This is a genomic window from Pseudomonas cavernicola, from assembly GCF_003596405.1.
GTDB classification, from domain to species: Bacteria; Pseudomonadota; Gammaproteobacteria; order Pseudomonadales; family Pseudomonadaceae; genus Aquipseudomonas; species Aquipseudomonas cavernicola.
In genome coordinates this window covers 1,513,091-1,531,625 of sequence record NZ_QYUR01000002.1, presented here as the reverse complement: position 1 = coordinate 1,531,625, position 18,535 = coordinate 1,513,091, and the positions used below count along the sequence as shown (strand labels likewise).

The 18,535-nt window shown below is 64.0% G+C and carries 18 protein-coding genes; 5 read left to right on the top strand and 13 right to left on the bottom strand.

What is annotated here, in order from left to right; all coding sequences use genetic code 11:
• Nucleotides 1-110: 110 nt before the first annotated feature.
• From D3879_RS07495 to pip, 3 genes are all read right to left on the bottom strand, one after another.
• Nucleotides 111-905, bottom strand: coding sequence for a transporter substrate-binding domain-containing protein (locus tag D3879_RS07495; protein ID WP_119953426.1), 795 nt, complete (start codon nt 903-905; stop codon nt 111-113).
• Between the two features lie 131 nt (nt 906-1,036).
• The gene (gene dtd, locus D3879_RS07490; RefSeq protein ID WP_119953425.1) at nt 1,037-1,474 is read right to left on the bottom strand and encodes a D-aminoacyl-tRNA deacylase; all 438 of its coding nucleotides are present in this window, start codon (nt 1,472-1,474) and stop codon (nt 1,037-1,039) included.
• Nucleotides 1,471-2,442: a prolyl aminopeptidase gene (gene pip, locus D3879_RS07485; protein ID WP_119953424.1), complete on the bottom strand. Its 972-nt coding sequence runs from the start codon at nt 2,440-2,442 to the stop codon at nt 1,471-1,473. Before pip ends, dtd begins: the two co-directional genes overlap by 4 nt.
• An 89-nt stretch (nt 2,443-2,531) precedes the next feature.
• Here pip and D3879_RS07480 point away from each other — a divergent pair, with 89 nt between their 5' ends.
• Nucleotides 2,532-2,963 (top strand): hypothetical protein, encoded by a 432-nt coding sequence (locus D3879_RS07480; protein WP_119953423.1) that lies wholly within the window; start codon nt 2,532-2,534, stop codon nt 2,961-2,963.
• A 134-nt stretch (nt 2,964-3,097) separates the two neighbouring features.
• Here D3879_RS07480 and hutH (D3879_RS07475) read toward each other — a convergent pair whose 3' ends face one another.
• From hutH (D3879_RS07475) to hutU, 6 genes are all read right to left on the bottom strand, one after another.
• The gene (gene hutH, locus D3879_RS07475; RefSeq protein ID WP_119953422.1) at nt 3,098-4,630 is read right to left on the bottom strand and encodes a histidine ammonia-lyase; all 1,533 of its coding nucleotides are present in this window, start codon (nt 4,628-4,630) and stop codon (nt 3,098-3,100) included.
• Nucleotides 4,627-5,451, bottom strand: coding sequence for an N-formylglutamate deformylase (gene hutG, locus D3879_RS07470; RefSeq protein WP_119954917.1), 825 nt, complete (start codon nt 5,449-5,451; stop codon nt 4,627-4,629). Before hutG ends, hutH (D3879_RS07475) begins: the two co-directional genes overlap by 4 nt.
• A 7-nt stretch (nt 5,452-5,458) precedes the next feature.
• Complete coding sequence (gene hutI, locus D3879_RS07465; RefSeq protein WP_119953421.1) at nt 5,459-6,667, bottom strand: imidazolonepropionase; 1,209 nt, start codon at nt 6,665-6,667, stop codon at nt 5,459-5,461.
• Between the two features lie 17 nt (nt 6,668-6,684).
• Entirely contained in the window at nt 6,685-8,097 is a 1,413-nt protein-coding gene (locus D3879_RS07460) for an amino acid permease (protein WP_119953420.1), read from the bottom strand.
• Between the two features lie 371 nt (nt 8,098-8,468).
• Nucleotides 8,469-10,001, bottom strand: coding sequence for a histidine ammonia-lyase (hutH, locus tag D3879_RS07455; protein ID WP_119953419.1), 1,533 nt, complete (start codon nt 9,999-10,001; stop codon nt 8,469-8,471).
• A 2-nt stretch (nt 10,002-10,003) separates the two neighbouring features.
• Complete coding sequence (hutU, locus tag D3879_RS07450; RefSeq protein ID WP_119953418.1) at nt 10,004-11,689, bottom strand: urocanate hydratase; 1,686 nt, start codon at nt 11,687-11,689, stop codon at nt 10,004-10,006.
• A gap of 517 nt (nt 11,690-12,206) precedes the next feature.
• Between hutU and D3879_RS07445 the strand changes: the two genes are divergently transcribed.
• The 3 genes from D3879_RS07445 (at nt 12,207) to D3879_RS07435 (ending at nt 14,825) form a co-directional block, all read left to right on the top strand.
• Entirely contained in the window at nt 12,207-13,001 is a 795-nt protein-coding gene (locus D3879_RS07445) for a transporter substrate-binding domain-containing protein (RefSeq protein WP_119953417.1), read from the top strand.
• 74 nt (nt 13,002-13,075) lie between these two features.
• Nucleotides 13,076-14,098: an amino acid ABC transporter permease gene (locus tag D3879_RS07440; RefSeq protein WP_119953416.1), complete on the top strand. Its 1,023-nt coding sequence runs from the start codon at nt 13,076-13,078 to the stop codon at nt 14,096-14,098.
• Nucleotides 14,091-14,825 carry an amino acid ABC transporter ATP-binding protein gene (locus D3879_RS07435; RefSeq protein ID WP_119953415.1) on the top strand — a complete coding sequence of 245 codons (735 nt, stop codon included), beginning with the start codon at nt 14,091-14,093 and terminating at the stop codon, nt 14,823-14,825. Before D3879_RS07440 ends, D3879_RS07435 begins: the two co-directional genes overlap by 8 nt.
• Before the next feature lie 58 nt (nt 14,826-14,883).
• Here the strand turns inward: D3879_RS07435 and D3879_RS07430 are convergent, their stop codons facing one another.
• Both D3879_RS07430 and hutC read right to left on the bottom strand, forming a co-directional pair.
• Nucleotides 14,884-15,474 (bottom strand): HutD/Ves family protein, encoded by a 591-nt coding sequence (locus D3879_RS07430; protein ID WP_119953414.1) that lies wholly within the window; start codon nt 15,472-15,474, stop codon nt 14,884-14,886.
• Nucleotides 15,471-16,223: a histidine utilization repressor gene (hutC, locus tag D3879_RS07425; RefSeq protein WP_119953413.1), complete on the bottom strand. Its 753-nt coding sequence runs from the start codon at nt 16,221-16,223 to the stop codon at nt 15,471-15,473. Before hutC ends, D3879_RS07430 begins: the two co-directional genes overlap by 4 nt.
• A 95-nt stretch (nt 16,224-16,318) precedes the next feature.
• Between hutC and D3879_RS07420 the strand changes: the two genes are divergently transcribed.
• Complete coding sequence (locus tag D3879_RS07420; protein WP_119953412.1) at nt 16,319-17,683, top strand: formimidoylglutamate deiminase; 1,365 nt, start codon at nt 16,319-16,321, stop codon at nt 17,681-17,683.
• 25 nt (nt 17,684-17,708) lie between these two features.
• Here the strand turns inward: D3879_RS07420 and D3879_RS07415 are convergent, their stop codons facing one another.
• Both D3879_RS07415 and bamE read right to left on the bottom strand, forming a co-directional pair.
• Nucleotides 17,709-18,263, bottom strand: coding sequence for a lipocalin family protein (locus D3879_RS07415; RefSeq protein WP_119953411.1), 555 nt, complete (start codon nt 18,261-18,263; stop codon nt 17,709-17,711).
• A gap of 2 nt (nt 18,264-18,265) precedes the next feature.
• Nucleotides 18,266-18,520 carry an outer membrane protein assembly factor BamE domain-containing protein gene (gene bamE, locus D3879_RS07410; protein WP_119953410.1) on the bottom strand — a complete coding sequence of 85 codons (255 nt, stop codon included), beginning with the start codon at nt 18,518-18,520 and terminating at the stop codon, nt 18,266-18,268.
• Nucleotides 18,521-18,535 lie beyond the last annotated feature (15 nt).

Sequence of the window (18,535 nt, the reverse complement as noted above, 5' to 3'; positions counted from 1 at the left end):
CAACGCGCAGGACGAACCTGCGCGTTGGGGTGTAGGCGTCTGTCAGGCTTAGAACTGCCCTTCTACGGGCGCCTTAGCCCGACAGACTCCTAGCGAATAACCGAACCGGCTTATTCCATGTCTTTCAGCCAGTCGGTGTTCTTGAACCACTTGGCATGGATACGCTCGTAGGTGCCGTCTTCACGAATCTGGTGCAGGTAGTTGTTGATCCAGTTGAGGCTGTCGTAGTCGCCCTTCTTCAGACCGAACGCCAGCGGCTCGTAGGTGAACGGCTGCTCCAGGTAAACCAGTTTGCCGGCACCGGCCTTGTTCACCGCCACCACGTTGTACGGGGCGTCATAGATGAAGGCATCGGCCTTGCCGTTGACCACGTCCATCACCGCTTCCTGCTCGTTGTCGAAGCCGTTGTACTTGGCCTGGCTGATCAGCTTCTTGGCGACCATCTCGCCAGTGGTGCCGATCTTGGACGTGATGCGGTATTGCGGATCGTTGAGGTCCTTATAGGACTTGATCTTGCCTTCCAGCTCCTTGCGGATCAGCAGGGTCTGGCCGACCACGATGAAGGGCTCGGAGAAATTCAGGCGCAGGTTACGTTCCTGGGTCAGGGTCATGCCGCTGCCGATCATGTCGAACTTGCCGGTCAACAGGGCCGGGATGATCCCGTCGTAGCTGGTGGAGACCAGTTCCAGTTTGACGCCCATGGCTTTCGCCATGCTCTTCAACAGATCAACCTCGAAGCCGATGATCTCGCCGCGCTTGTTGGTCATCTCGAACGGCATATAGGTCGGGTCCATGCCGACCCGCAAGGTGCCGCTCTTCACCGCATCATCGATGGCGCCGGCATTGGCGCCGAGGCCGGTCAGGGCGCAGGCGGAAAACAGCAGTGTCGCGAGAAACTTTTTCATTCCCTCTCCTAGCAATTGGCAGATTGTCTGGGGTAAATGCCCAAGCCCGCAGGCCTTGGGAGCGCATGCTAACCGCCGAAAGCGTGGCTGGCGAGCCTGCATCACGCAAGTCCGCGATCATCCCGGCGCCATCAGGTTTCCAGCAGGAAGGTCACCGGCCCATCGTTGATCAGATGCACCTGCATATCCGCACCGAATTGCCCGATTGCGACCTGCGGATGCTTGTGCCGCGCCCGCGTGACCAGGTAATCGAACAAGGCCGCGCCTTGCGCCGGCGGTGCCGCAGTGGAAAAGCTCGGGCGCAGACCACTGTTGGTGTCGGCGGCCAGGGTGAATTGCGAGACCAGCAGCAAACCGCCGCCGATATCGCTGAGCGACAGGTTCATCTTGCCTTCGGCGTCGCTGAACACCCGGTAGTTGAGCAATTTGTGCAGCAGTTTGTCGGTACTTGCCTGGGTGTCCTGCGGCTCGACTCCGACCAGTACCAGCAGGCCCTGGTCGATGGCGCCGACGATCTCGCCCGCCACTTCGACCCGCGCCCCGCGCACGCGTTGAATCAGCCCTTTCATACTTCTTCAGGTGGCAATTTGAGCAGACGGCGGGCGATCTGGTTGGCCGCACGCACCAACGCATCGGTGATGCCCGGCTCGGAGGCCGCATGGCCGGCGTCGCGGATCACTTGCAGCTCGCTGTTCGGCCAGGCCTGGTGCAGCTCCCAGGCGTTATCCAGGGGGCAGACCACGTCGTAGCGGCCATGCACGATGATGCTCGGCAGATGGGCGATCTTCGGCATGTCGCGGATCAGTTGATCCGGCTCGAGGAAGGCATTGTTGATGAAGTAGTGGCATTCGATCCGCGCAATCGACAGGGCGCGATTCGGCTCGGAGAAATGGTCGACCAGCTGCGGATTGGGACGCAGCGTCGCGGTGCGCCCTTCCCAGGTCGACCAGGCCTTGGCCGCGTGCATCTGGGCAATCTGGTCCGCACCGGTCAGGCGCTTGTAGAAGGCTTGCACCAGCTCACCACGCTCTTCCGGCGGAATCGGCGCCAGGTAATCCTGCCAGTAATCCGGAAACAGCCGGCTGGCACCCTCCTGATAGAACCAGTGAATCTCCTGCGGGCGGCAGAGGAAGATGCCACGCAGGATCAACGCGTGCACACGCTCGGGATGGGTCTGCGCGTAGGCCAGCGACAAGGTCGAACCCCAGGAGCCACCGAACAGCACCCATTTGTCGATGCCCAGGTGCTCGCGGATGCGTTCCAGATCCTCCACCAGATGCCAGGTGCTGTTGTTCTCCAGGCTGGCGTGCGGGGTGGAACGGCCGCAACCGCGCTGATCGAAGGTGATGATGCGATACAGGTTGGGATCGAAGAACCGTCGACTCAGCGCGTCACAGCCCGCGCCTGGGCCGCCGTGGATAAAGACTACGGGTAAACCATCCGGCGAGCCGCTCTCGTCGACGTAGAGTACATGCGGCTCCCCCACGGCCAAATCATGGCGGGCGTGGGGCTTAATCTCCGGATACAAAGTCTGCATGGTGCGCTCCCTTGTTTTTACCTACGGTGCCTGTTGGGCGCCGCTCTGATGCTCTGCCGGGCATCATAACCATGAAAAGGGAGTTCAGCATGTCGCCACGGATATTTACCCTGCCCCTGTTACTGATTTTCGCCCTGCTGGCCGGCTGTGGCCGCGATGATCCGCAAGCGGAGCTGGAAGCTGCGGTGCAGCAACTGCAGGACAATCTCGAGGCAAAACAGACCAGCACCGTGCTCGATCAATTGCACCCGGAGTTCCGCGCCCAGCAACAGTTCGATCGCGACTGGGCCAAGCGCACCATGCTGTTGCTGTTCATGCGCCACAAGAACGTCAAGGTGATCGCCCTGAGCAAGAGTAGCCGCATCGACCCAATCTACCGCGACAAAGGCTACAGCGAAGCGCAGGTCGCCCTGACCGGCGCCGAAGGGCTGATCCCGGATAGCGCCGGGCACTACAGCGTGAAGCTGGAATGGTGGAGCGATGACGACGAGTGGCAGCTGGCGCGGCTGAGCTGGGAATAAATAACCCGTAGGGTGCTCGGCCAGCACACTGGACCTTTGCTCTTGTAGGAGCGAGTTCTACTCGCGATCGGGCACGGCACAAAAGCATCGCGAGCAGAGCTCGCTCCTACATTCAGAGGCAGCACACACCAGGCTCAGCCTTGGTACAACGCCTGTGCCGGCAACCAGCGCTGGAACGCCCCGCCCTCGACCCAGGCCCGCGACGCGACGATATCCGGGGCGAAGTAGCGGTCTACGTCGTAACGCGGCACCTCGGCACGGATCAGCGCCATCACTTCTTCGAGCTTCTGCGAAGTCGTCATCGGCCGATGGAAGTCCAGGCCCTGGGCGGCGGCAAGCACCTCAATCGCCACCACCCCGGCGCTGTTGCCGGCCATATCGGCCAGACGCCGGGCGGCGAAAGTCGCCATCGACACGTGGTCCTCCTGGTTCGCCGAAGTCGGCAGGCTGTCCACCGAGGCCGGGTGGGCCAGGCTCTTGTTCTCCGAAGCCAGCGCCGCAGCCGTCACCTGGGCGATCATGAAGCCGGAGTTCAGGCCGCCCTCTACCACCAGGAACGCCGGCAAGCCCGAGAGCGCCGGGTCGACCAGTTGGGCGATGCGCCGTTCGGACAGCGCACCGATCTCGGCAATCGCCAGGGCCAGCACGTCGGCGGCCATGGCCACCGGTTCGGCGTGGAAGTTGCCGCCGGACAGCACATCGCCGGAGTCGGCGAACACCAGCGGGTTATCCGATACCGCATTGGCCTCACGCAGGAAGACTCCGGCGGCGAAGCGCAGATGATCCAGGCACGCACCCATCACCTGCGGCTGGCAGCGCAGCGAGTACGGGTCCTGCACGCGCTTGCAGTCAAGGTGCGAATGGCGGATCTGGCTGCCGGCCAGCAGGTCGCGGTAGAAGGCCGCCACCGCGATCTGCCCGGGCTGACCACGCACGGCCTGGATGCGTGGGTCGAAGGGCACGTCGGAGCCTTTCAGCGCGTCCACCGTCAGCGCACCGGCAACCACTGCGGCGGCGAACAGCTGCTCGGCGGCGAACAGGCCGCGCAGGGCCAACGCGGTGGAAACCTGGGTGCCGTTGAGCAGCGCCAGCCCCTCCTTCGGGCCGAGGGTCATGGGTTCCAGCCCAGCCAGTTTGAGGCCATCACGGGCACTGAGTAGCTCGCCCCGATGGCGCATCTGGCCCTCGCCGAGCAGAGTGGCCGCCAGGTGCGCCAGCGGCGCCAGATCGCCGGAGGCCCCTACCGAGCCCTGCGAGGGGATGCATGGGTAGATCTCCAGTTCGAGCAGCTTCAGCAGCGCCTCCAACACCTCGACGCTGATGCCGGAGAAGCCGCGAGCCATGGAGCCGACTTTCAGCACCATGATCAGTCGCACGCTGGCGTCATCCAGCAGCGGACCGGTGCCGCAGCTGTGCGACAACACCAGGTTGCGCTGCAGGGTGCTCAGCGATTCGGTGGGGATAGAGGTGCGGGCGAGCAGGCCGAAGCCGGTGTTGATGCCGTAGACGGTGCGCTCGCTGGCGATGATATCGGCCACGGTCGCAATAGACGCCTTGACGTCGGCATAGCAGGCCGGATCCAGGGTCACGGAGACCGGCTCACGGTACACCTGACGCAGTTGCTCCAGGCTCAGCTGGCCGGGGGTGAAGTGCAGCTTGGCCTTCATTGTGAGGTCCTCGTCGAATGAGCTTCCTGGCCCCATGCCAGGTAGGTTTCCAGCAGTTTGCGCAAGACCACGCGGGCATCGGCAGCAAGCTCTTCGCGGAAGGCGAAGGGCTCGGCCTCGTCCATGTAGATGCACTGCGCCAGCTCCAGCTGGACCGCATGGATATTGTTTTCGGGCTGGCCGTAATAGCGGGTGATATGACCGCCCTTGAAGCGCCCGTTGAGCACATGGCTGTACTGTGGGGCTGCGGCGCAGACTTGCTTGAGCCGTTGCGCCAGTTGCGGGTCGCAGCTGGCACCGGAATGGGTGCCGAGGTTGAAGTCCGGCAGGCGGCCATCGAACAGGTGCGGCACCTGCGAGCAGATCGAGTGGGCATCGAACAGCAAGGCGTAGCCGAACTCGTCACGCAACCGCGCCAGTTCAGTGGCCAGGGTACGGTGATAGGGCATCCAGACCTCGGCCAGGTAGCGGGCCCGCTCTTCGCTCGAAGGCACGCCGCCCTCATGGAACAACGGCGTGCCATCGAATAGCGTCGAGGGATACAGCCCAGTGGTCGCGCCGGCGTACAAAGGCTTGTCATCGGCCGGTCGATTGAGGTCGACCACATAGCGCGAATACCCGGCCGCCAGGGTACTGGCGCCCAGCTCGGCGGCAAAGTCGTAAAGCCTGGGGATGTTCCAGTCGGTGTCCGGCAGGCTGCGGGCCTGCGCAACCAAGCCAGCCTCTACGGCCGGGGTCAGACGGGTGCCGGCGTGCGGCATGCTGATCAGCAGCGGCACGTGGCCACGGCTGAATTCGAAAGCATCTTTGATCTCAGACATCGCCAAGTCAGACATTTATAAGCTCCTCGCCATGGCGGACCACGCGTTTGGGCAGCTCGCCACCGAGCCAGTAGGACAGCTCCGCCGGCCGGGCGATGTCCCAGGCGACGAAGTCGGCGACCTTGCCAGGCTCCAGGCTGCCGTGACTGTCGGCCAGACCCAGGGCCTTGGCTGCGTGCACGGTGACACCGGCCAGCGCCTCTTCCGGGGTCATGCGAAACAGCGTGCAGGCCATGTTCAACATCAGCCGCAGGGACAGCGCCGGCGAGGTGCCGGGGTTGAGGTCGCTGGCAATCGCCAGCGCCACGCCATGTTTGCGCAGCGCCGCCATCGGCGGCAGCTGGGTCTCGCGCAGGAAGTAGAACGCGCCGGGCAGTAGCACCGCCACGGTGCCGGCAGCAGCCATGGCCTGGGCGTCGCCCTCGGTCATGAATTCCAGGTGATCGGCCGACAATGCCTGATAGCGCGCCGCCAGGCTGGAGCCACCGAGGGATGACAATTGCTCGGCATGCAGCTTGACCGGCAGGCCCAGCGCGCGGGCGGCGATGAACACCCGCTCGACCTGCGCCGGCGAAAACGCCAGGTACTCGCAGAAGGCATCGACCGCATCGACCAACCCTTCCGCCGCCAGGGCCGGGAGCATCTCGGCGCAGATATGCGCAATGTAGTCGTCGGCGCGTTCGGCGTATTCCGGTGGCAACGCATGGGCCGCCAGACAGGTGCTGCGCACAGTGACCGGCAGGGTCTCGCCGAGGCGGCGGATCACTCGCAACATCTTGCGTTCGCTGGCCAGGTCGAGGCCGTAGCCGGACTTGATCTCCACGGTGGTCACGCCGTCACGCAGCAGGCTGCGCAGGCGCTTGCTCGCACTGGCCAGCAGCTCGTCCTCGCTGGCCGTACGGGTGGCGCGCACGGTGCTGGCGATACCGCCACCGGCCGCCGCGATCTCGGCATAGCTGACACCTTCGAGGCGCTGCTCGAACTCGCCGCTGCGGTTACCGCCGAACACCGTGTGGGTGTGGCAGTCGATCAGCCCGGGGGTAAGCCAGGCGCCGCCGAGGTCGATGGTCTTGGCATAGTCGCCGGCCGGCAGCTCGGCGCGCGGGCCGATCCATTCGATGCGCTCACCGAGGGTGACCAGCGCCGCATCCTCGATGCTCGAGTAACGCCCGCCGGCCATGGTCGCGGCGTGACAGTGGTGCCAGAGAGATTTCATCGGAACACTCCGCTTGCTTATCTATGCGTGGAGAACAGGTTCGAGGGCGCCCCTGCCTGCTTGGCTACTGCCGGCCTGACCCACAGCCAGTAACCGATAGACAGCAGGGCAATCCACATGGCACCGACATACAAGGCCATGCGCGAATCGGGGAAATAGCCGAGCACGCCGAAGATGAACAGCATGAAGACGATGGCCGCGGCCGGCGCGAAAGGCCAGAACGGCACCCGGAACTTCAGCGCGGCGACCTCTTCCTCGTTCATGTTACGGCGCATGGCGACCTGCGACAGGAGAATCATCAGCCACACCCAGACGGTGGCGAAGGTGGCGATCGAGGCGATCAGCAGGAACACGTTTTCCGGAATCAGGTAGTTGAGCAACACACCGATCAGTAGAGCGCCGCCCATCACCAGCACCGTCATCCAGGGTACACCCTGGCGCGACAGGCGCGCGAAGCCTGCTGGGGCCTGCCCCTGACGAGCCATGCCGTACATCATCCGCCCGGCGCCGAAGATGTCGCTGTTGATGGCGGAGACGGCGGCCGAAATCACCACGATATTGAGGATGGTCGCCGCCGAGGCGATGCCCAGGCTGTCGAATATCTGCACGAAGGGGCTGCCCTGGCTGCCGATCTGCGGCCAGGGGTAGATCGCCATCAGCACGAACAGGGTCAGCACGTAGAACAGCAGGATGCGCGCAGGCACCGCGTTGATCGCCCGCGGGATGACCTGTTGCGGGTTCTTCGCCTCACCGGCGGTGATGCCGATGATCTCGACGCCGCCGAAGGCGAACATGACCACGGCGAAGGAGGCGATGAGGCCGCCGATGCCGTTGGGCATAAAACCGCCATGCGCCCACAGGTTGTGGATGCCGGTAGCCGCACTGCCGCCCTCGGCGCTGCCCAGGCCATAGAGCATGATGCCGAAGCCTGCCGCGATCATCGCCACGATGGCGCCGACCTTGAGCAGCGACAGCCAGAACTCCAGCTCGCCGAAGACCTTGACGTTGCACAGGTTGAGCGCGCCGATGAAGAAGACGATGGCCAGTACCCAGATCCAGCGCGGCACTTCCGGGAACCAGAAGCCCATGTAGACGCCGAAGGCGGTCACGTCCGCCAGACAGACGATGATCATCTCGAAAGCATAGGTCCAGCCGGTGATGAAGCCGGCGAGCGGGCCCAGGTAGCTGCTGGCGTACTGGCCGAACGAGCCGGCCACCGGGTTGTGCACCGCCATCTCGCCGAGGGCGCGCATTACCATAAACACGGCGGCGCCACCGATCAGATAGGCCAGCAGGACAGCCGGCCCCGCCATCTGGATAGCCGCCGCAGAGCCATAGAACAGGCCCGTACCAATGGCCGAGCCAAGCGCCATAAAGCGGATATGACGCGCAGTGAGGCCGCGCTGCAAGCCGTTTGAATGCTGTTGCATTTCGCTTTCCTGATTATTTTTGTCGGGCGAAAAGCCGTGCGCAGCCCGCTAGACAGGCCGCGCACGGCAATTGGGTCACGCCGGGAGTCAGGCTTCCCGGCTTAGGACCTGCTCAAGATCTGCTGCGCTTGGCCATGCTGCGTTGAAAACAGACTCGGCAGGCCGCTTGCGGCTAACGCGCTTTAGCGCGGCCCCGCAGGGGCGAGCGAAGCGAGTCATGCTCATTTACCACACGTAAACTCCGCTTCCTCGCCTGTTTGACTCGCTGGCGCTCACCCTCCGGGCCAGCCTGCGGCTGTTACTCCCGTTGGTCGTTGCGCCTTGCCTGACCTGCTCTCGCGACGATCTTGAACAGGCTCTTAGGCGCCTGCTTAGACGCTCGGCAATAGCTGGGCCGGCACTAGTACGTTCAGGCAGCGTGACGCCAGCAGTTGGCTGGCCGCCTCGATATCCGGGGCGAAGAAACGGTCCTGCTGGTAGTGGGACACCTGCTCGCGCAGTGCCTGCCGCGCCTGCTCCAGCTTCGGCGAGGTCTTGCGGCCTTCGCGGAAGTCCAGGCCCTGGCAGGCACCCAGCCATTCGATGGCGATAATCCCGCGCACGTTGTCGGCCATCTCCCACAGGCGTTTACCGGCAGCCGGCGCCATCGACACATGGTCTTCCTGGTTGGCCGAGGTCGGCAGGCTGTCGACGCTGTGCGGATGCGCCAGCGCCTTGTTCTCGCTGGCCAGCGCGGCGGCGGTGACCTGGGCGATCATGAAGCCCGAGTTGACCCCGCCATTGGCCACCAGGAACGGCGGCAGTTGCGACATGTGCTTGTCCATCATCAGCGAGATCCGCCGCTCGCTCAGCGAGCCGATCTCGGCGATGGCCAGCGCCAGGTTGTCGGCGGCCATGGCCACCGGCTCGGCGTGGAAGTTGCCGCCGGAGATCACATCGCCCTCGGCGGCGAACACCAGCGGGTTGTCCGACACCGCATTGGCCTCGACGCTCAGGACTTCGGCGGCCTGACGGATCTGCGTCAGGCAGGCGCCCATCACCTGCGGCTGGCAGCGCAGGGAATAGGGATCCTGCACCTTGTCGCAGTTCTCGTGGGAGCGGGAGATCTCGCTGCTCGGCGTGAGCAGATCGCGATAGGCCGCGGCGGCATCGATCTGCCCGCGCTGGCCGCGCGCCGCGTGGATGCGCGGATCGAAGGGCGCCCGCGAACCGAGCATGGCCTCGACGCTGAGGCCACCACAGACGGTCGCGGCGGCGAACAGATCCTCGGCCTCGAACAGGCCGCGCAGCGCATAGGCAGTGGAGACCTGGGTGCCGTTGAGCAGCGCCAGGCCTTCCTTGGCCGCCAGGGTCAGCGGCTCCAGGCCGGCGACGGCCAGCGCCTCGGTGGCCGGTAGCCACTCGCCACGATAACGCGCCTTGCCCTCGCCGAGCAGTACCAGCGACATGTGCGCCAGCGGCGCCAGGTCGCCCGAGGCACCCACCGAGCCCTTGAGCGGGATATGTGGATAAACCTCGGCGTTGATCAGGGCGATCAGCGCGTCGATCACCACCCGGCGGATCCCGGAGAAGCCACGGGCCAGGCTGTTGACCTTGAGCACCATGATCAGTCGAACAAGGGCATCATTGATGGGCTGACCGACGCCAGCGGCATGCGACAGCACCAGCGAACGCTGCAGGTTTTCCAGGTCCGCCGTGGCGATGCGGGTCTGCGCCAGCAGGCCGAAGCCGGTGTTGATGCCGTAAGCCGTGCGCCCCTCAGCCAGGATCTGCTCGACACACGCCACGCTCCGCTCGATGGCCTCCGCGGCACTGTCATCCAAGGTGATGTTCACCGGCCCCTGATGGATACGGCGCAGTTGAGCCAGGTTCAACTGGCCAGGTGTCAGTGTTAGTGCAGTCACGCTCACGCTCCTTTAACAGCGTTGATCATTGGCAGGTTAAGGCCCTGTTCGCGCGCACAGTCGATGGCGATTTCATAACCGGCATCGGCATGCCGCATCACCCCGGTGGCCGGATCGTTGTGCAACACGCGGGCGATGCGGGCGGCGGCGTCGTCACTGCCGTCGCAGACGATGACCATCCCCGAGTGCTGGGAGAAGCCCATGCCGACCCCGCCACCGTGGTGCAGCGAGACCCAGGTCGCGCCGCTGGCGGTGTTCAGCAGAGCGTTCAGCAGCGGCCAGTCGGAGACCGCGTCGGAGCCGTCGCGCATGGCTTCGGTCTCGCGGTTGGGGCTGGCCACCGAGCCGGAGTCGAGGTGATCGCGGCCGATCACGATCGGCGCGGACAATTCGCCGCTGCGGACCATTTCGTTGAAGGCCAGGCCGAGCTTGGCGCGCAGGCCCAGGCCGACCCAGCAGATGCGCGCCGGCAGGCCCTGGAAGGCGATGCGCTCGCGGGCCATGTCCAGCCAGCGGTGCAGGTGCTCGTCGTCCGGGATCAGTTCCTTGACCTTGGCGTCGGTCTTGTAGATGTCCTGCGGGTCGCCGGACAAGGCGGCCCAGCGGAACGGGCCGATGCCGCGGCAGAACAGCGGACGGATATAGGCCGGGACGAAGCCGGGGAAGTCGAAGGCATTGGCGACGCCCTCCTCCTTGGCCATCTGGCGGATGTTGTTGCCGTAGTCGAAGGTCGGCACACCCATCTGCTGGAACGCCAGCATGGCTTCGACGTGCACGGCCATCGATTGCTTGGCGGCCTTGACCACCGCCGCCGGCTCGCTCTTGGCGCGCTCGCGGTATTGCGCCCAGGTCAAGCCGATCGGCAGGTAGCCGTTGAGCGGATCGTGGGCGCTGGTCTGGTCGGTGACCAGGTCCGGGCGCACGCCACGACGGACCAGTTCCGGTAGGATTTCCGCGGCGTTGCCGCAGAGGGCAATGGAGATTGCCTTGCCTTCGGCGCAGTACTTCTCGATGCGCGCCAGGGCGTCGTCGAGGTCGGTGGCTTGCTCGTCGACGTAACGGGTCTTCAGACGGAAATCGATGCGGCTCTGCTGGCACTCGATGTTCAGCGAGCAGGCCCCGGCCAGGGTGGCCGCCAGTGGCTGTGCGCCGCCCATGCCACCGAGGCCGGCGGTCAGTACCCAACGGCCCTTGAGGCTGCCGGCGTAATGCTGGCGGCCGGCTTCGACGAAGGTTTCATAGGTGCCCTGGACGATGCCCTGGCTGCCGATGTAGATCCAGCTGCCGGCGGTCATCTGGCCGTACATGGCCAGGCCCTTGGCATCCAGTTCGTTGAAGTGCTCCCAGGTCGCCCAGTGCGGCACCAGGTTGGAGTTGGCGATCAAGACGCGCGGGGCATTGCTGTGGGTCTTGAACACGCCGACCGGCTTGCCAGACTGCACCAGCAGGGTCTCGTCGTCGTTCAGTTCCTTGAGGCTGGCGACGATCTGGTCGTAGCACTCCCAGTTGCGCGCGGCGCGGCCGATGCCGCCATACACCACCAGCTCCTTGGGGTTCTCCGCCACTTCCGGGTCCAGGTTATTCATCAGCATGCGCAGCGGCGCTTCGGTCATCCAGCTCTTGGTGTTGAGCTGGGTGCCACGCGGGGCACGAATTTCGACATCACGGAAATGGGTTGGCTTGCTCACCAGAAGTCCTCCAGGGAAAGGCCGTCGTCAGCCTGTTTTGTTGGTTTGCCACGACAGGGCACACATACATGTAATCATGTATATACAACATCCATCAAGAGAAATTTTAGCCGCTTGTGCGCCCCGGCTGCGCTGCTGTTTATGCACCTGCAGTTACTGGCACGCACCCGCGATGCCTGGCCCCGACCTGCCGCGGTTGCGAACCTGCCGCCAGGTGGTTGTTCGGAAAGGCTGGGCTGGCCAAATCTAGGCTGCTCCCCCGCAACCCTTCTGTACAGGGGTATTCCGACAGCGAGAGAGGGATGGGCATAAATTTCCCACAGCGATGTAACCATGTGTAACCGGCCAACTGTCTCGCGAGTCGAGCGAAAACCCGTGAGCGGGGCTCATGTCGGCGCAAACCTTGGGCTCCGACCTGCTCGTTGGCATTGGCCCGCCTTTTGCCTATCATGTCTATACAGGTGTGATCATTGAATGTCATGCCTCGCCAATCCCAACCCCACAAGTAGAGATAACTATGAGAAAGCTACTTTCGCTTCTGCTGTTCTCCGCCTGCACCCTGACCGGTCTCGGCGCCAATGCCGGCGCCATCGACAACGCAGTCACCAGCGGCACCCTGCGGGTCGGCATGGACCCGACCTACATGCCGTTCGAGATGACCAACAAACGCGGCGAGATCATCGGTTTCGAGGTCGATCTACTGAAAGCCATGGCCAAGGCGGCTGGGGTGAAGCTGGAGCTGGTCTCTACCTCCTATGACGGCATCATCCCGGCGCTGCTGACCGACAAGTTCGACATGATCGGCTCCGGCATGACCCTGACCCAGGAACGCAACCTGCGCATCAACTTCTCCGCGCCCTTCATCGTGGTCGGCCAGACCCTGCTGATCCGCAAGGAGCTGGAAGGCAAGATCAAGTCCTACAAGGACCTCAACGATCCGCAGTACCGCATCACCTCGAAGATCGGCACCACCGGCGAGATGGTCGCCAAGAAGCTGATCAGCCAGGCCCAGTACCACGGCTTCGACAACGAGCAGGAAGCGGTGCTGGACGTGGTCAACGGCAAGGCCGATGCCTTCATCTATGACGCGCCCTACAACGTGGTGGCGGTGAACAAGGCCGGCGCCGGCAAGCTGGCCTACCTGGAACAGCCGTTCACCTACGAGCCGCTGGCGTTTGGTCTGAAGAAGGGCGACTACGACAGTCTCAACTGGATCAACAATTTCCTCAGTCAGGCCCGCGAAGACGGCACCTACGATCGTATCCATGCCAAGTGGTTCAAGAGCTCCGATTGGCTCAAAGAGATGGAATAAAAAACCACTGCAAGCAACTGGATGCGATGCGACCCAGTTGCTTGCGGCCTGAAGCCTGTAATCGAGATCTCTCTATGAATACGCAAAAAAGACTCCCCTGGCCCTGGCAGGTGCTGACGGGCCGCCCCCGCGGGCTGGGTCTGCAAAGGTCCACGCAATGGCCCTGGCATGCCTTGACCGGCCTGATCTTGGTCACGCTGGCCGCCAGCCTGTGGTACTCGACTTCGCTGATCTCCTACGAGTGGCGCTGGAATCGGGTGCCGCAGTACTTCGTCTATCAGGCCGAGGAGGCTCAGCGCGCGGTCGACTATGGTCGCGTCGAGGCGATCAGTGAACAGGGCGAAGGCTCGCGAGTGACACTGCTGAGCGCGGCCGGCGCCCAACAGGTAGTCGAGGTTGCCAAGGGCAGCTTGCAGGTCGCCCAGGGTGACGAAGTCGCCGAGGGCGATGTGATCGGCGTGACCCGGCATTGGGCGGCGGGTCCACTGCTCTGGGGACTGTGGGCGACGCTATGGATCTCCGTGGCATCCGGCGTGATCGGCCTGCTGATCGGCCTGTTTATGGGGCTCTGCCGCCTGTCCCGCAACCCGACCCTGCGCGACCTGTCGACCGTCTATGTCGAACTGGTGCGCGGCACGCCGCTGCTGGTACAGATTTTCATCTTCTACTTCTTCATCGGCACGGTGCTCAACCTCTCCCGCGAGTTCGCCGGGGTCGCGGCGCTGGCGCTGTTCACCGGTGCCTATGTGGCCGAGATCGTGCGCGCCGGGGTGCAGTCGATCGCCAAAGGCCAGGGCGAGGCGGCCCGTTCGCTGGGCCTGACCGCGCCACAATCGATGCGCCATGTGATCCTGCCGCAGGCGTTCAAGCGCGTGTTGCCACCACTGGCCGGGCAGTTCATCAGCCTGGTCAAGGACACCTCGCTGGTCTCGGTGATCGCCATCACCGAACTGACCAAGAGCGGCCGGGAAGCCATCACCACCTCGTTTTCCACTTTTGAAATCTGGTTCTGCGTCGCCGCGCTGTACCTACTGATCAATTTGCCACTGTCGCAAATTGCCAACCGACTGGAGCGGAGGCTCGCCCAAAGTGATTGAAGTCCGTGAACTACTCAAAGTCTTTGACGCGCGCGGTCAGGTGGTGCGCGCGGTGGATAACGTCAGCACCCAGGTGGCCAAGGGCGAGGTGCTGGTGGTGCTCGGCCCGTCCGGCTCCGGCAAGTCGACCTTCCTGCGCTGCCTGAACGGCCTGGAGGCATTCGACTCCGGCTCGGTGAGCATCGACGGCCTCGACCTGGCCAACCCGAAGACCGATGTCAACGCCTACCGCCGTGAAGTCGGCATGGTCTTCCAGCACTTCAACCTGTTCCCGCACATGACCGTACTGGAAAACCTCTGCCTGGCGCAGAAGGTGGTGCGCAAGCGCGGCAAGGCCGAACGCGAGGAGAAGGCCCGGGCGCTGCTGGCCAAGGTCGGCATCGCGCAGAAGGCCGACGAGTTCCCCTCGCGCCTGTCCGGCGGTCAGCAACAGCGCGTGGCCATCGCCCGGGCACTGTGCATGGGCCCGAAGGTGATGCTGTTCGACGAGCCGACCTCGGCGCTCGACCCGGAAATGGTCGGCGAAGTGCTCGACGTGATGAAGACCCTGGCCCTGGAAGGCATGACCATGGTCTGCGTCACCCATGAGATGGGTTTCGCCCGCGAAGTGGCGGATCGCGTGCTGTTCTTCGATCACGGCAAGCTGCTGGAAGATGCCGCTCCCGCGCAGTTCTTTGCCCAGCCGCAGGACCCGCGCGCGCAAGCCTTCCTGCGCCAAGTGCTGTAGCCCTGAAGGGAGCCCCGCCAGGGGCTCCACCGGCTTTACCGGCAGCCGCTAAGGATAGTTATCGGGGGGTCAATTCGATGAGGCAGCAGCTGCCCGCGGTTGCGGCCTGAATCTGCAACTCCGTCAGCCCAGGCTCGCGCTCGAGGTGCAGGCAATCGTAACGTCCCAAGACGGCGCAAACGGCGTCATCCAGGCGTACCTCGAGCCCCTCACCGGCACTGAACAACAGCAGCGTAGGCGCCGAGCTGAACAGCCGTTGCGGCTGCTCCAGCGCCAGCCATTGCAGGCGCGCCAGGTAGCGATCTGGCGAATAGATCAGGTTAAAGTCACGGATAGCGCCCGCCAGCAAATGGCAATCCACCTGGCTGTCACCGGCAAAGGCAAAGGGCTCGAGGGTCGGCAGTGGCCGCGATACCCGGCCATCCACCTGCAACTGCATTCCGCCGCCTTCCAGGACAGTGATGATGCGCTGGTAGCCATTGAAGGCAGAGAAGCCCCCCGACTCGCCGACATCGGCGATCGACAGACGCCAGCCAAAGCTGTCCAGGCTTTCGCCGCCATCCCGGGCAATCTCCAGGGTGCTGCCCGCGCCATTCTTCCAGGGCATGCGCGGATAGTCGGCGGCCCTATAGGTATTAATCCGGCTCATGAACTGAAACGCCCCTCCAGGCGGTGCCGCGAGCCCGGATGCAGCAGGCGCGCAGAAGTGACGGCCTGACTGCCGGACCAGGTGCGCCGGCGAATCAACAGGCAGGGTTCGTTGCGCTCGATCTGCAGCAGCCGGCACTCCTCGGCCTCAGCGAGGATCGCTTCGACCACATGCTCACCCTCGGTCAGCGGAGCGACCCGGGACAGGTAGGCATAGGGGGTCTGCACGGTGAAATCCTGCCGGAGGTAATCCGGAGCCACTGCGGCATTCACGTAGCGATCTTCGAGCTGCACCGCCACGTCGTTCTCGTAGTGCACGATCAGCGAATGAAACACCCGCTGCCCTTCTCGCATATCCAGCGCCAGGGCCCGCTCCGGGCTGGCCAGCTCCTCGGCCAGGCGAATCACCTTGCAATGATGGCGATGGCCGCGCGCGCTGATCTCATCGGCGATGTTATTCACCGAAAATAAAGCCGAACGCCCTTTGCGCTCGGCGACGAAAGTGCCCACCCCCTGCATGCGCAGCAACAAACCATCGGCGGTGAGTTCGCGCAGGGCGCGGTTGATGGTCATGCGGCTGAACCCCAGCTCCTCCACCAGCTCGCTTTCCGAGGGGACTCGGTGGTGGGCCAGCCAGGCGCCGCTCTGGATCTGCTGGGTGATCATCTGCTTGACCTGCACATAGAGAGGCGCCGGTACATCACTGAGCTGATCGGCCAGCGAAGAAGACCTCAAGGGCTGTTTCGACATGTGATTCTCCTTGTCAGCCTGGACGGTAGTTTACTCTCGCCGCAAACACACGTATATGTATATACAAATAAATGTGAGTACTTAGGTTAGTCATTATGCCTGCATTCATAGCGCCCTGCGCACTGTTACCCGAAGGCTGGGCGCACGACGTGCGCCTGGAAATCTCCACCTCCGGCAGCCTGGAAAAAATCACCATTGGCGGCTCGACCGAGGGCGCCGAACGCCTGAACGGCCCGGTGCTGCCGGGCATGCCGAACCTGCACTCGCACGCGTTCCAGCGAGCCATGGCCGGGCTTGCCGAGGTGGCGGGCAACCCGAACGACAGCTTCTGGACCTGGCGCGACCTGATGTACCGCCTGGTCGGCCAGCTCGACCCCGAGCAGATCGAAGTCATCGCCCGCCAGCTGTATATCGAGATGCTCAAGGCCGGCTACACCAGCGTTGCCGAGTTCCATTATGTGCATCACGACAGCGCCGGCCACCCCTACAGCGACCCGGCGGAACTGGCGCTACGCATCAGCCAGGCCGCGGCGGATGCGGGTATCGGCCTGACCCTGCTGCCGGTGCTGTATTCCCACGCCGGTTTCGGCGGGCAGCCGCCGAGCGAAGGGCAACGACGCTTTATCCACAGCACCGACAGCTACCTGGCCCTGCATCAACGCCTGCGCCCACTGCTGGCACAACAGCCGGCGCAACAGCTGGGCCTGTGCTTTCACTCGCTGCGCGCAGTCACCCCCGAGCAGATCACCATGGTGCTGGCCGCAGACAACAGCGATTGCCCGATCCATATCCACATCGCCGAACAGCAGAAGGAAGTCGATGACTGCCTGGCCTGGAGCGGCCGCCGGCCTTTGCAGTGGCTGTATGAGCACGCGCCGGTGAATCAACGCTGGTGCCTGGTGCATGCGACCCACGCCAGCAGCGAGGAGCTCAGCAGCATGGCCCAAAGCGGCGCCGTGGCCGGACTGTGCCTGACCACCGAGGCCAATCTGGGCGACGGAATCTTCCCGGCAGTGGACTACATCGCCCAAGGCGGACGCCTGGGGATCGGTTCGGACAGCCATGTTTCGGTCAGCGTGGCCGAAGAGTTGCGCTGGCTCGAATACGGCCAGCGCCTGCGCGATCAGAAGCGTAACCGCCTGTACCGCAGCGACCAGCCGATGATCGGCCGCAGCTTGTACGACGCCGCCCTCGCCGGTGGTGCCCAGGCGCTTGGTCAGTCGGTCGGCGCACTCGAAGTCGGCAAGCGCGCCGACCTGCTGGTCCTGGATGGTAACGACCCGTACATCGCCACAGCCGAGGCGGACGCGATCCTCAACCGCTGGCTGTTCGCCGGCGGCGACCGTCAGGTCCGCGATGTCATGGTTGGCGGTCGCTGGGTGATCCGCGAAGGCCGGCACGCCGCTCAGGAGCAGACCGGGCAGGCCTTTGCCCAGCTGCTGCGGGATCTGCTGAGCTAACGGTGTGCGCGGCCATGGGCCGCGCCTACGGGATCTTGGCGTCCGGCGTGCGCCAGACCAGCTCCTCGACCGCATAGCCACGGTCGTTCGCCACCTTGAGCAAGGTATCGCGGGTCGCGGGCGCTACCTCAGGCGTGCGCGACAGCAACCAAAGATGGTCGTGATCCGGGCTGCCCACCAGGGCGGTGCGGTAATCGTCATCCAGGTAGAGCACCCAGTAATCGCCCTTGCTCAGGCCTGGAATCACCTGCGAAAAGCCGCTATCGAAGTGCACCCAGAGCTTGTCGGTCTCGCCGGCGACCTGCGGCTCGGCGCGACCAATGACCTCCTGCCACTCGCCGTCTTGGCCGCGACAGCGGTTGGTCACCGCGAGACTGCCATCGCCTTGCAGCTGATAGTGCGCCTCGGATTGCGCACAGTTGCGCTGGAACAATAGCGGCAAACGCGCCAGCTCGTACCAAGTACCTTGGTAGCGTTGCAGATCGACCTCATCAACGGTCTTCGGTGGCACCGGCCCAGTGCCCGAGTTGGCACAACCGGCCAGCCCCAACGCCGCGCACAGAGCAATAAATAGCCGCATCATTATTTCAGCCCTTGGCCGGAGAACATCAGCACCTTGTCGCCGGCGTATTGAATGCTGATAAAGCTCTTCTGGTCGCCCCAGGTGCAACTGGAGAAACCCAGTGCGCCGGAACAATCGGTCGGGCTGCCGAGCAGGCTTTCCACTTCGGCCTTAGTCATGCCGGTTTTGATCTTCGAGTAGTTTTCCTGATTGATCTTGCTGCACGCAGCTAACAGCACGCAGAACGACAACAGGGCGAAGCGACGCAGGGACATGAACCAACTCCTAGA